The organism is Bartonella sp. AU16XJBT (assembly GCF_028618665.1).
In the GTDB taxonomy this organism is placed as follows: Bacteria; Pseudomonadota; Alphaproteobacteria; order Rhizobiales; family Rhizobiaceae; genus Bartonella.
In genome coordinates, this window is record NZ_JAQITF010000004.1 from 173,453 (window position 1) to 187,404 (window position 13,952).

A 13,952-nucleotide genomic window follows, 5' to 3' on the forward strand; every position below is an offset into this window, starting at 1 on the left:
GGAAGAGAATAAAATGGATTACGGTATGGCGGTAGCGTCCACGGTGGTTTTGATGGCTCTGTTGGGGGGCATTCTTGATTTTTTCTTAATAATACCTATTGCGGCACTGTATATTTCTTTTATCAAGCGTTTGATCTCGTATTATAAGGTTACACGGCAATTAAATGCCGCGCTGAAAAAGCGCGCGTAACCTTCATTCATCTCTTCTTTTTCCCTCCATCCTTCTCACAACCTTCATGCTCTTGATAAAGCACACACACCCTGTCTTTACAATTCCGCGCTTTTACGATTTTATTTATTTACAGAAAACTGTAAAGAGTTGATAACCATTCCAAGACTATTGATCACCAGCCTTTCTCTCAACGCCCCCACACCATTGCAACCTTTCTACCCGTGCCGTGTCCAAATCTTTATGCCTTTATATCGTGGGGAGATACAGAGGGCATATTGTTTCTTTCCATTTTATGTTTGCCTTTATTTGAAGAAGGCTGATGGCAATCAATAGGTTTTGGCAATGGGTTTGGAATGGTTATTGAATCTCTACTCATTTCTGCAAATAAGCAAAATCGTAAAAGCGTGTAACTGTAAAGGCAAAAGTGTGTGATTTATCAAGAGTATGGTGGTCGTGGGATGATAGGGCGAAAAGGGTGCTAATGGAGGCGTAGAGGTGAATGGAGACAAGATATTTGAGAGAGGGTTGTAGGGCAGCGGGTGAAAGATAAAGAGCGTCTAGGGAAGAGGCGTAAATAAGTTGGAATGGATAGGGATGAAAAGATTGAAATGGTGAGAGAACTGGCGGAAAGGCTGGTGATCAATAGTTTTGGGATGGTTATCTGGTCTCTACTAATCTCTGCAAATAAGTAAAATCGTAAAAGCGTGTAACTGTAAAGGCAAAAGTGTGTGATTTATCAAGAGTATGGTGGTTTTGGGAAGGATAGTTGAGCGAAAAGGGTGCAAATGGAGGCGTAGAGGTAAATGGAGATAGAATATTTGAGAGAGGGGTTATAGGGTTGCGGGTGCAAGATAGAGAGTGTCTAGGGAAGAGGCGTAAAGGTTGGAATAGCGTGTTGAAATATTGGGAATAAGGTATCGTGTGGAGAATTTTGTGATGGAAAAGTCGTGTGTAGAGCATGGGGTTTGAGGAAGGTATGAGGGGGCACTGAAAAGATAAGAAAGATGAAGATCGGTGGGGGAGATGCAAGAGAAGGAAAGCAGCTTAGTTTTTTGGGGAGATGATATTTTTTATTTTCTGCAAATTTGCAAAATTGTGAAACTGGAAAGGGATGCTTTTTTCTCAATAGAGTCGGAGCATCATGACTTTGATTTGCAGTAGTCTTTTTCTGTGCTTTGGATAATCCTTGATAATTTTTTGAACGATAGCTGTTGTAGCGCTGTATATTTCTTTTATCGAACGCTTTTTACCATAAAGTCACGCGGCAATGAGATACTGTGCTGAAAAAGTGTGTATCGTATTCGTTATGAGGAGAGGCATCATTTTAGATCATGCTATTGCTTTACGGCTTTTAGAGAGGGCATAGGGGCATAGTGTCATACGTTGTTTTTTCATTTTACGTTTGCCTTTGTTTGAAGGGGGCTGATGCCAATAATAGGTTTAGGCGATAGACTTGGATAATGAGCCTGGAATGTTCATCAGTTTGCTACTCTTTTCTGTAAATAAGCAAAATCGTAAAAGCGTGGAACTGTAAAGGCAAAAGTGTGTGACTTATCAAGAGTATGGTGGATTTGGGAAGGATAGTTGAGCGAAAAGGGTGCTAATGGAGGCGTAGAGGTGAATGGAGACAAGATATTTGAGAGAGGGTTGTAGGGCAGCGGGTGAAAGAGAGAGTGTGTCTAGGGAAGCGCTGTAAATAAGTTGGAATGGCGTGTAGTAGCGTAGGGAGGAAAGGGGTCGTGTGGAAAATTGGGTGATGGGAAAGCCGTGTGTGAAATGATGCTAAAGAGATAAGGAGTATGAGGTGCATGTGCGGTGTGTTGTTTGCTTTTTTATTAAACGTTTGAATTTTACAATGAAATCACGCGGCAATGAGACGCTGTGCTGAAAAAGTGTGTATCGCATTCGTTATGAGGAGAGGCATCATTTTAGATCAAGCTATTCCTTCATGGTTTTGAAGGGTGCATAGGGAGTATGATGTCATACGGTGTATTTTTATGTTATGTTTGCCTTTGTTTGAAGAGGGATTAAAGCGATAGGCTTGGAATGTTTATCAGCTCTCTGCTGTTTTGTGTAAATGAGCAAAATTGTGAAACTGGAAAGGGATGCTTTTTTCTCAATAGAGTCGGAGCATCATGACTTTGATTTGCAGTAGTCTTTTTCTGTGCTTTGGATAATCCTTGATAATTTTTTGAACGATAGCTGTTGTGGCATTGTATATTTCTTTTATCAGATGCTTGATGTCATATCACAAGGTCACGCGGCAATGAGACGCTGTGCTGAAAAAGTGTGTATCGCATTCGTTATGAGGAGAGGCATCATTTTAGATCAAGCTATTGCTTTACGGCTTTTAGAGAGGGCATAGGGGCATAGTGTCATACGGTGTATTTTTATGTTATGTTTGCCTTTGTTTGAAGAGGGATTAAAGCGATAGGCTTGGAATGTTTATCAGCTCTCTGCTGTTTTGTGTAAATGAGCAAAATTGTGAAACTGGAAAGGGATGCTTTTTTCTCAATAGAGTCGGAGCATCATGACTTTGATTTGCAGTAGTCTTTTTCTGTGCTTTGGATAATCCTTGATAATTTTTTGAACGATAGCTGTTGTGGCATTGTATATTTCTTTTATCAGATGCTTGATGTCATATCACAAGGTCACGCGGCGATGAGACGCTGTGCTGAAAAAGTGTGTATCGCATTCGTTATGAGGAGAGGCATCATTTTAGATCATGCTATTGCTTTACGGCTTTTAGAGAGGGCATAGGGGCATAGTGTCATACGGTGTTTTTCATTTTACGTTTGCCTTTGTTTGAAGGGGCCTGATGCCAATCAATAGGCTTCAATGGGGATGGTTATTGGAAATTTGCTTTTTTCTGTAAATAAGTAAAATCGTAAAAATGCAGAACTGTAAAACCAAGCGGGCCTGCTTTGTCAAAAAAGAAAAAGTAGGGATTGAATTATACATTTTGTTTTTTCATGTGGTATTTTATGGTGTCCAGGATTTGTTGGCTTATCTCCTTATGGGGTAGCCAGCGTAAACCTTTTGATGTTGTTTTTTGTCCTAAATGAATGGGGATGAAATCAACCTTGTTTTTGTGTGCGCACTCAATAATCATTTGATCATGAGTGTTGGAACCAAAAATATGAAGAATACACGGGGGGTGAGGCAAAAGAGCCAACTGCTCAATTAACGCGCAAGAAAATGCATGGGCGGGCGAATGAAGCCATAATACGCAATATTTTAGATCACGCCATTGGCTCACAGCTTCTAAAAATTGTGTTCGTGATGTTGCACAATCATAATTCAACGGTACGCACATATGCTGTTTTTGCAACGCTTCAAACTGGACTTTATGCGAAAGAAAGCGTGCGGCGATAATGGCTTCTTTTGGCTTGAGGGATTGACACAAAGGAGCAAGCATCCCTGTGCCCCCTACGATTAGATAACGATAGTGCGGTTCCTTTTTTTTCATGTCCCCTCCCTCTTTGCTTGAAGCGCGTTGCTTTAAAAATGTGCACTTTTCATCAGAAAGTCATTCACAACGTGTTTGTATCTCTTTACTTATAACTTGCCAAGTACAACCTTCGTCATTTGATGCAAAATCCTCGTTGGAAGAGGCGATTTGACATTGGAGGGCATACCCATAAAGCGTGTGCACTAGCAGCAATAGATGCTCACACGGTTATGCACATTTTGGGGTGGTTCTCCTATGAGAGATAAGCCCAACAGGGTTATTTAAAAAGGCATTATAGGCTAAATTATCAAGAGAATTTTTTAAAACGTTTCAATATGAGCCTTGATAAAGGGGACTTGTGAGAAGAATACCCTCGAGCCGCTGCGATGGTTTTGACAAACTGGCGGACCGCAGCACTTGGAAATGAGTCTCATCTTGATGATGATCTGGATTTGTTATCGGCAAGGGGGGGGGCACGCAAATCAACCCAATGAAGGGATGTACCCCGCTTCACGAGGCAATCCGCTAAATAATTGGCTAATATTCATGAAAGTTGACGCACAGACCCCAAAACAATTGCTCTATTCAAAAGCTTTCCCCTTTTTCATGATAAGTCTTATGCAAGGCTTATGGTGGATTGTAAAAAAATGATGCATATCATCATGCTGTTTATAAAGAGCCATTGTGTTTGTATCGCATGGTGATCGAATGAAGCGACTTTAACAGTATTGTTTAAAAAAACACCTAAAACTTGAAAGAAAACGTTGGCACTTTCATTCATGCTAAAACACTTTATCACAAAAAGAGTTGTTTCAGAGGGATCGTCTATTGGCTTGCAAGATCTCCAATGAAAATGAAAGAGCTCTATTGTGAATGTTTATGATCATTGGCTCTTCGTTGCATGAGAGTGCGTTAAGATGTTCTCATTGTAAATTTTATTAGATTGAATTTTTTAGATTGCATAAATCACTTTCTTGCATGTCATGAAGTGGGAGGAGGGGGAAATGGCTGAGAGAAGAATAAAAATGCCTTTTATGAACATTCTCAAAAAGGTTGTTATGGCAGCAGCAAGAATAGGCTGTTGCAGCCGCCAATGGTGTGGCTTGTCGTGGGGCGTGGGGTGGGTGTCCGTGGGGGCGAGGTGGCTGTTTGTTGCGGCTGGGGTGGCTGTTTGTTGCGGCTGGGGTGGCTGTTTGTGGAGGCTGGGGTGGTTGTTTGTGGCGGTGGGGGTGTTGTTTGTGGAGGCGAGGTGGCTGTTTGTTGCGGCTGGGGGGGGTGTCCGTGGGGGCGAGGTGGTTGTCCGTGGAGTGGGGTGGCTGTTTGTGGCGGCTGGGGTGGCTGTTTGTGGAGGCTGGGGGTGTTGTTTGTTGCGGCTGGGGTGGCTGTTTGTGGAGGCTGGGGTGGTTGTTTGTGGAGGCGAGGTGGCTGTTTGTGGCGGCTGGGGTGGCTGTTTGTTGCGGCTGGGGTGGTTGTTTGTGGAGGCTGGGGTGTTGTTTGTTGAGGCTGGGTGGTTGTTTGTGGCGGTGGGGTTAGGTGGAGGTGTTATGATGGCGCTAGATGATCCTTTTAAAGCGATGGGGGTGATGGTTTTTATATATTGATCAGAGTGTTACTGTTATATCCTTTATGGATAGGAGTATTTAGGGGCACCATCATGAAATGGCTGTGGTGGGCCTTGGTGTGGGAGTGTTGAGAAGATGGTTTCTTTAAAACAAGCCCGTAAAGGGGCGGTATTGAAAGATTGGCACCATAAGGAATATAAGAACTTTGCAATACACGTATCTTGTGAAGCATTCTGTTTGACGACAATGGATTTTACTTGAGAGATTATTTGTGCAAGAAAGAAAAAGAATAACTCATTGCGTAAAAAAGGAAGAGCAAATGAAGGGGGAAAATTCAACGGGGGGGCAAAGGCTGCGTTCTTTTGTTCTTGAAGAGACCTTTCTTTCTTATAAAGAGCACAGCATCATTTGCCTTATTTCTATCCTGATTGGGATAGGTCATAGCGCTCTTTTGATGCCCTTAGAATTTAAATGGAAATTGACTGTCGACCAAGATAGCACGCTTTTGGCACTCTTTGTGCTGCGTGAAGTCATCATGGTGTGTGTGTTTGCTTTGATGCCTGTTCTCTTGGTGCTTTATTTCATCTTAATGCATTTGTTGAAAAAAAAGATTCAGCAGTTGGATGAGGTTCTTCGGGAATGGGTCTTAATGGGGGGGCGACAAAATAATCCCTCAAAAAACGATAAAGAAAAAATAAACCGTGTTTTTATCGTATTCCTTTGCTTTATCGTTTTGTTTGAAATGTTTTTTACAGCGGGGATTGTCATGCTTATTCTGGAATTTTATTATTTTGTCTTCAAGCGCGTGAGAATGTATTGTCGCGTCAAAAAGGAATTGAAACGCGTGAAAGAAGAGCCTAACAGAGCGCTTGCGCAGTGATCGTGAGGGAGAAGATGCAAGGTTTACGCATTCTCGTGACACAAGAAGAGGGGGGAGAAGAATCATCAGGCAAAGAGGGGCAAGAAGTCTGAGGGGAAAGAAGCCCATTGTCGTTGGTGATGATGATGAGGCTCTTATCATTTGGAAAGTAAGAGCGTTTTTTTAATCTGGGGGATTTACCAGAAAACAAGGGAATGGCATATATCGCACTTTTCGTCGTGCTTAAAAGAGTGGGCGTGAGAAAAGAAATATGTTTGTCTAAAAAGGGAAGTGCAAATGAAGGGGAAAATTTCAAAATTTTATAACGGACTGCACGATTTTTTTGAGCAAGAGTTTTTTTTGAGCAAGAATGTATTGTTCTTTGTTTCCTCTCACTCATCATTGAGCTGGGGAACAGGATTTTCTTTTTTCCAGCTTTGGAACAAGAAAAATTGACAGGGTGGCAGGATACACCCCTTTTTCACTCTTTCTGCCTACTTTGGGAAGTGAGTGTCGCGTGTGTTGTTGCCTTGATTCCAATTATGTTGATCGTCTGCATAATATTGTGGCGTTTGTTGAAAAAAAATACTCGAAAATTGAAAGAAATACACCGGCAACGGGGGGAAATAACCCGTCACCAAAAGCATCGGTATAAAAAGGGTGATAGGTAAAAATAGATGATATTCTTGTCATGGTATTTGGTCTCGTGCTTCTGCTCGTGACACTTTGGACTGCGTGTTTTCCCATAACGATTTTGGAACTTTATTATGGTGTCTTTAAGCAGGCGAGAAAATATTACTGTTTAAAACAACAACTGAAAAGCGTGTGAAAGAACAGGAGATAGCGTTTGAGGAATCATGAGCGGGCAAAAAATGGTTGAAGAAATGATGAGAAATTCGAGATTGATGGTTATTGCTCTCTATCATATTTTGCTTCTTAAGATGTTTTGGGGTTCTTTATGGTTTTGTCCTAAAACCTTGCTGAGCAGAGTTGAGGGTGGACTTTTGGGGCAGAAAAAGCTTGAATTGTTGACTGTCATTGTTTAAAGGCAATACGGTGATTAAAGGCAATGTGGGCTGAGAGGTATGAGGTTCTAAAGCCTAGAGTGAGAAATTGGGATTTCCTTATCACATTTTTTCTCTTAAGATGTTTTGATGTTCTTTGGGGTTTTGTCCTAAAACCTTGCTGAGCAGAGTTGAGGGTGGACTTTTGGGGCAGAAAAAGCTTGAATTGTTGACTGTCATTGTTTAAAGGAAATGCGGTGATTAAAGGCAATGTGGGCTGAGAGGTATGAGGTTCTAAAGCCTAGAGTGAGAAATTGGGATTTCCTTATCACATTTTTTCTCTTAAGATGTTTTGATGTTCTTTGGGGTTTTGTCCTAAAACCTTGCTGAACAGAGTTGAGGGTGGACTTTTGGGGCAGAAAAAGCTTGAATTGTCGACCGCCCTTGATTAAAGGAAATGCGGTGATTAAAGGCAATGTGGGCTGAGAGGTATGAGGTTCTAAAGCCTAGAGTGAGAAATTGGGATTTCCTTCATCGTTTGAGTGGAGAGGGTGGTTAAGGGGCTAAGGCGCCACGAATATTATGATTTCTTTATAATTTTTATCATGACACAAGTCATAACGGCTTGTGCACTTTTCTTAATTCCGGATTCCAGTGATATTGGGGTTTTGCATGCATCATCATGCGTAAATTGAAAAAAAAGATCCAGAAACGAGAAAAAAACAATCTTTGTGCGAGAGCAAATAAGCTCTCTACCGTATGGGTTTTTTCAAAGAGTGAGAGGGAAAAATGCAGGAGCAAAATTGGGTATCAGAGCAAGAAGCGCATTCTTTTTCGTTTCAGCAAGCGTTGCTTTCAGCAAAGGATTATAAAATTATCTTCGCTATTGCGGTTATTATTATCATCTGGATAATGATGCTAAAATTACCAGAGGTCTTAAATTGGCAGCTGATAGGGTGGCAACATGTTGTGCATGCCGTTATCCTGAAAACAACAGACTTCATAATCGGTTGTGCCCTTTTATTGATTCCGGTGATGTTACGGCTTCGTAAAAAAGTGACGTGTGAATTGCAGGAAAATATTCAAAAACTAGACCAAGCGCTCTCTGAGCGAGAGCAAATAAGTTCTCTGTCGCACGGGCTTTGTAAATAATGAGGGGAAAAAATGAACATTGATCCTATCGTCGTACGTCTCTTAGATCCCGCATTCTGGGTGGTTATTGCTGTTTTCATAATTATTATCATGCTTGTTTTGGCTCTTTATATCTCTGTCTTTAAACGGATGAAAATGAATGTCCAAGTGAAAGGCGTGTTGGAAGAAGTGCTTAAAGAAAATGATCTCGCGCTTCAGCAGTTTTGGAAAGATGAAGGCGTGCTGCAGGAGAGGCGTTTGAAACTAAAGGAAAAGGAAAAAGAACCCTTTGTCGATTATGATGATCATGAAATTCTCACGATAGAAAGTGCAACAGTGCTTTTAAAAAGCTTGGGGTGGTCCGTGGACATTGAGGGAAAAGGAGATTATTTGGCAACGCTCTTTTTACCTGATCGTGAAGTGCAGTTTCTCTATAACGAAGAACAAGTGGAAGACTTTTCACCCTTTGATCGCGGGCTTCTCATTATGAGTGGTATTTTTGCGGCCGCTTGTCAGACCATTAATCCTCATAATTCGGGGGTTTTGCCAACGATGTTTATCAATTTTGTGCCCAATGGATTGGAAATTTTTGAAGAAAAAGTAAGCGTTGCACGTTTTAAAAAAGCCCTTGATAAAACTTTAAAATGGACAATGGAAGATGATTGTTTGCATGAAATGCTTTGCTCTCAATATCGTATTCCACCTTGGGAAAAAGACTCTTTAACATGGTCAACGGCTGAAGCAGAGTTGGCTCCTTATGCTTTGCTGCATCTTGGTGCTCTTGCCTTGCTGGGGGATGTGGAGACTTTAGGTTCTTATGACGAACGTTTTGCGGCAGGCGAGACACTTGGCTTTGATGAAACCATTGAAAAAGTTCATCTGGAACGCGCGATGGTAATGGCGCAAGAGGTGAAAAAGGCTGGAAAATTCAGTTACGGTCTGCTGGAACAGGTTGCTCTGATGTTCTCTATAGACGTGGAGGGCTATCAGATTTTTAGAGTGAGAGACCCTAATTTGTGCAATAAAAAACGCACTTTGCATAAAAATTTAGTCGAGGAGAAAAAACAAGAATTAAGGGAACAAGGATACACTGTGAGTGATAAACCATGTGTCTTTGAAAAAGGGGGCGTAAAATATTCCCCGGATATTACTTATATCAAAGATGGTGAACCTGCATTTATGGATATATAAAAATTGATTAGTTTATGCACTTGTTGAAGTCCCCCCTGATTTGAAGAAAAGCATTCTTGTTGAAAGGGGGAAGCGCCACCATTGAGATGCTTTGATACCAAAGCAAAATAAAAGGGCTCGAAAGAATCAAGAAGTACAGCATGTTTTAAAAAAATAATCTGAAAATAATTTGATTCTTAAAAATAGGGGCGGACAAATGATGGAAAATTTGTCCTTTTCTTGTTTTTTTGAAGTCTATTTCTTTTTTTTTAGAAGACGCGCTTTATGCTTTCATTATGTGAAAAAAAGCACGCTAGAGATAAGAAAATATTCTGCTGAATAAAGTAGAATACATCATGATTGACTGCGTAAAATGCTATGGTTTTAAGTAGGGTGATCTTTTACACATTCTGTTGTTTTTTGTAAAAGTGTATGATGAATATTTGAGGGCAAGATTTTCCCATAGAGCTTATGAAAACACTGTTGTTTCCGGCGTGGGGGGTGAAGTATGCAAGAGGCGAAAACGATTCAAGAAAAACTGGATTTTCTACCAATTGATATAGCCAATTGATATAGATTGAGAAATTTCGTTCTTTATAGGGGAGAGAGCGTGATAAAAACGTTCTTTGACGGCGTGGCGATACTCCTTTCAGGTGTGGATATTGGTATGAAAACTTGTGGTGTTTTCGTGTAAGTGCCTTGTTCATCGAGGCTTGGACATGAATCCTATGGTGTGGAGGGTACCAAGGCTATTTTCTTGAAAACAGAGAATTTACTGGAAGAACTGAGATTGTGGCCATCATTAATGAAAGAGGTGTGAGGGGAGAGCCTGGGATCTAAAGTTTTTGTCTTTTGAAATGTGGGAAAGTAAAAAATGTTGTCTTTTAGGAGAGTAACATTGGATCAATAAAAACAAAGGCCCCGTTTTAAAAGGGCCTTTTTATTTAATTTTGCTCTGTATACAAAATGTATACAATTTTACTCTAAGAACTTTTAGTGTCTTATGCTTTAGTAAAAATCAGCTGTATGAAATATATAATAAGGGAGCCTAAAAAGCTAGCGAAGGCATTTAATAAATTTATTCCTTTTCCATATATATTATCTATTAATGCTTGTTCTGATGCAGTTCTATTATTTATTTTCAGTATATTCAATGTATCCGATGGGCTCCCTACGGGTTTAAAAAACTGTAAATGCGTTTTCTCACCAGTATAAGGAGCAACAATAGGAGAGGGCTGTTTATTGACTATACGATCAGACTTTTGAATCGCAAGAGCTAAACCACTTGTAATCGCCCCCGCTATAAAAAAATATCTGATATTCATAGTTTTTTTCTCCTATATTTACTTCTATAAATAAATATCGATAAACAAAGGTCCTCTTTTAAAAGGGCCTTTTTGTTTAATTTTCAATGTATACAAAATGTATATAATTTTATTTTAAGCGCTGTTTGTATTTTATATTTTAACAGCAATTATTTTTATAAAATATACAATAATCAATCCTAAAAAACTAACTATTGCATTCAATAAACTTTTTGCTTTTTCATATATATTGTTTATTGATTCTTGTCTGTTATTTATTCTCAGTATATTCAATGTATCCGAAGGGCTCCCTACGGGGTTTAAAAACTGTAAATGCGTTTTCTCACCAGTATAAGGAGCAACAATAGGAGAGGGCTGTTTATTGACTATACGATCAGACTTTTGAATCGCAAGAGCTAAACCATTTGTGATTGCCCCTGCTACGAAAAAATATCTGATATTCATAGTTTTCTCCTATATTTATTTCTATAAATAAATATCGATACGGATCATATATAGATTCACTTTAAATGACTATAGTAAAAATACAACAGTCATAAAAAAGAATAAACTTTGTCTATATTTTGACAAAATTTACTCTTAATTGCCTAAATCAATTCTTTCTGATTCCATTTTTGGATATTTTAAAAAAGCTTGAAAGCTCTGTCCGGAAGTGGAATCCCGTAAGATGGGTGACAAAAGAACTGCTAACAAAATTCTTTTTGTGCCATTGACTAAAGATTTATAAAAATGAGGGTTCATTAAAATGAGATGTGGTGAAAGTTGTGTCAACCCCGTGAAGGGAAGGGTGCGCTCTTTTTATGCTTAAATACACCCTCTATGAGATTGGGTACGTGCCATGAGGGTTAGGCATGTATCCCTTGAGGGGAAGGGTGCACTCTTTATGAGGGCTAGAGTGCACCCTCTATGAGATTGGATACGTGCCATGAGGGTTAGGCATGTATCCCTTGAGGGGAAGGGTGCACTCTTTATGAGGGCTAGAGTGCACCCTCTAGAGATTGGATACGTGCCATGAGGGTTAGGCACGTATCCCTTGAGGGGAAGGGTGCACTCTTTATGAGGGCTAGAGTGCACCCTCTATGAGATTGGATACGTGCCATGAGGGTTAGGCACGTATCCCTTGAGGGGAAGGGTGCACTCTTTATGAGGGCTAGAGTGCACCCTCTAGAGATTGGGTACGTGCCATGAGGGTTAGGCATGTATCCCTTGAGGGGAAGGGTGCACTCTTTTGAAGGCAGAGTGCACCCTCTATGAGATTGGATACGTGCCATGAGAGGGTTAGGCATGTATCCCTTGAGGGGAAGGGTGCACTCTTTATGAGGGCTAGAGTGCACCCTCTAGAGATTGGATACGTGCCATGAGAGGGTTAGGCATGTATCCCTTGAGGGGAAGGGTGCACTCTTTTGAAGGCAGAGTGCACCCTCTAGAGATTGGATACGTGCCATGAGAGGGTTAGGCATGTATCCCTTGAGGGGAAGGGTGCACTCTTTTGAAGGCAGAGTGCACCCTCTAGAGATTGGATACGTGCCATGAGGGTTAGGCATGTATCCCTTGAGAGGAAGGGTGCACTCTTTTGAAGGCAGAGTGCACCCTCTATGAGATTGGATACGTGCCATGAGGGTTAGGCATGTATCCCTTGAGGGGAAGGGTGCACTCTTTTGAAGGCAGAGTGCACCCTCTATGAGATTGGATACGTGCCATGAGGGTTAGGCATGTATCCCTTGAGAGGAAGGGTGCACTCTTTGAAGGCAGAGCGCATCCATAGGGAAAGGCATATCTCATAAAAATAGAGAAAGCCCAGGAGATTCATTTTCTATTTTATCTCCACCGGTTTTTGTATTTACTATAGATATTTACTGTGTCTCCTAATATTTGAGAGGGTTATAGAGTGAGACTCACTGATCATGTCTTTATAATGAATACTGAGATCTCTATGAGAATTAAGATATTTTTGTGCTTTTTTTTTGTTTTTTTTTTGATTTTCTTAAGTCATGCAAGATTCATGAGGCATTTTCCTATAGTTTGGTTTTTGCTTGTACCAATAGCAGTGGTTTAATATTTCAATTATTTCAACGGCTTTATGAATACCGCCCTTAAAGAATGCTGCTTTATCATAATCAACTTTTGTATTTTGGGAGGCGGATCTCGATAAGGGGAGAAGGCTGGTACAGCTATTTTGGGTTTATCTCAGCAGAAAGAAAACACTTGTGGGAAGAATATGAGGTGCTATGCGCTTTTCTCACATTTTGCGACTCACGCTTTTGTTTCTCTAAAGGAGGAGAGTTCTCATGGAGGAATGCTTCTCATGCAAAACAGAACGCTCCAAACGGAATATGGGGGCTATCTTTTAATATTTCTCAATACGCGTCATATCCATTTCGCGGCTTTATCGGTGAAGGGGGATAAATCCCAAATGATATCAAACTTATTGCGCTCCCCATCTTTACGCTTCATATATAAAAGAGAAAGGCGGCATTCATCATACATTTTGCCAGTGCTCAATGATATGAGAGGCTGTGGGGGGAGATGATCGTTCGTGATGACGGTTCTTGGAGCGTGATAGTGTTGATTAAGAGGCATTATGATTCTTTATCATTTTGTTTGAAGTGTTTTATTTTACATGAGCTCTCCTGGGGTTCTGCTGTTTGTAACGGGTAAGGGGAGGGGTTGATAAACTCAATATAAAACAGCGTCGAAGGAAGAGAAGCTTAAGAGCGTTGGCTCTCTTAATTCTAATTCTAAGATTTTTAAGATGAGCAATAAAAAACGAATCCATCACCCAATTGCCATGATACAAGCCTTTCAATAAAGAAAAAATATCAGCGATTCTAATATCAGTGATTCTGTTGTGTCGTAAAACAGCGTATGCTGTAAAATCCCTCGTCCTTTGTGGGGGGGTATAAAGCAGCCTGATAGGTTGAAGTGTTTTTTTTGAAGGTGTGGTGAATATTTTTAAGCGCGATAAGCGCGCTTTAAGTTTTAGGTAAATTCTATGCATGGGAAAACCAAAAGTGAATGAGAAGCCAAGAGGGATAAGAACCCAGGCTGTTTGCAGGCCCGATTGAGACTCCTCGTCCTTTGAAGGGAGGAATGTTCAGTCAATTTGACAAAAGAATGACCTATTTTGCAGGGAGATCTTATGGAAGAATATCACAAAGTTAAGAAGGTTTAAGACAATACAGTCATAAAAAAAAGCCCTCCGCTACAAACAGAAGGCAATAACAGGAAGCTTTTCAACATTGGGTAATAAGAAATATCAAAAAAAGTAAATCTAAAAA

At 40.5% G+C, this 13,952-nt stretch carries 10 protein-coding genes; 6 read left to right on the forward strand and 4 right to left on the reverse strand.

Annotated elements, in window-relative coordinates; genetic code table 11:
• Positions 1-13: 13 nt before the first annotated feature.
• Positions 14-190, forward strand: coding sequence for a hypothetical protein (locus tag PVV66_RS03950; RefSeq protein WP_273718937.1), 177 nt, complete (start codon positions 14-16; stop codon positions 188-190).
• Between the two features lie 2,935 nt (positions 191-3,125).
• On the opposite strand, the gene PVV66_RS03955 is transcribed toward PVV66_RS03950, so the two are convergent.
• A complete protein-coding gene (locus PVV66_RS03955; RefSeq protein WP_273718938.1) occupies positions 3,126-3,641 on the reverse strand; it encodes a short-chain dehydrogenase in 516 nt (171 codons plus the stop codon).
• Between the two features lie 986 nt (positions 3,642-4,627).
• Here PVV66_RS03955 and PVV66_RS03960 point away from each other — a divergent pair.
• The 5 genes from PVV66_RS03960 (at position 4,628) to PVV66_RS03980 (ending at position 9,370) form a co-directional block, all read left to right on the forward strand.
• Positions 4,628-5,224 carry a hypothetical protein gene (locus PVV66_RS03960; protein WP_273760953.1) on the forward strand — a complete coding sequence of 199 codons (597 nt, stop codon included), beginning with the start codon at positions 4,628-4,630 and terminating at the stop codon, positions 5,222-5,224.
• A gap of 280 nt (positions 5,225-5,504) precedes the next feature.
• A complete protein-coding gene (locus tag PVV66_RS03965) occupies positions 5,505-6,065 on the forward strand; it encodes a hypothetical protein (protein WP_273719238.1) in 561 nt (186 codons plus the stop codon).
• 836 nt (positions 6,066-6,901) lie between these two features.
• A complete protein-coding gene (locus PVV66_RS03970; protein ID WP_273719237.1) occupies positions 6,902-7,090 on the forward strand; it encodes a hypothetical protein in 189 nt (62 codons plus the stop codon).
• Positions 7,091-7,837: 747 nt separating this feature from the next.
• A complete protein-coding gene (locus PVV66_RS03975; protein ID WP_273719236.1) occupies positions 7,838-8,200 on the forward strand; it encodes a hypothetical protein in 363 nt (120 codons plus the stop codon).
• A gap of 12 nt (positions 8,201-8,212) precedes the next feature.
• Entirely contained in the window at positions 8,213-9,370 is a 1,158-nt protein-coding gene (locus tag PVV66_RS03980; RefSeq protein ID WP_273719235.1) for a DUF6990 domain-containing protein, read from the forward strand.
• A gap of 980 nt (positions 9,371-10,350) precedes the next feature.
• On the opposite strand, the gene PVV66_RS03985 is transcribed toward PVV66_RS03980, so the two are convergent.
• From PVV66_RS03985 to PVV66_RS03995, 3 genes are all read right to left on the reverse strand, one after another.
• On the reverse strand, positions 10,351-10,674 hold the full coding sequence (locus tag PVV66_RS03985; RefSeq protein WP_273719234.1) for a hypothetical protein: 324 nt from the start codon (positions 10,672-10,674) through the stop codon (positions 10,351-10,353).
• 132 nt (positions 10,675-10,806) lie between these two features.
• On the reverse strand, positions 10,807-11,118 hold the full coding sequence (locus PVV66_RS03990) for a hypothetical protein (RefSeq protein ID WP_273719233.1): 312 nt from the start codon (positions 11,116-11,118) through the stop codon (positions 10,807-10,809).
• A 1,923-nt stretch (positions 11,119-13,041) separates the two neighbouring features.
• Positions 13,042-13,254: a hypothetical protein gene (locus PVV66_RS03995; protein WP_273719232.1), complete on the reverse strand. Its 213-nt coding sequence runs from the start codon at positions 13,252-13,254 to the stop codon at positions 13,042-13,044.
• Positions 13,255-13,952: the final 698 nt, after the last annotated feature.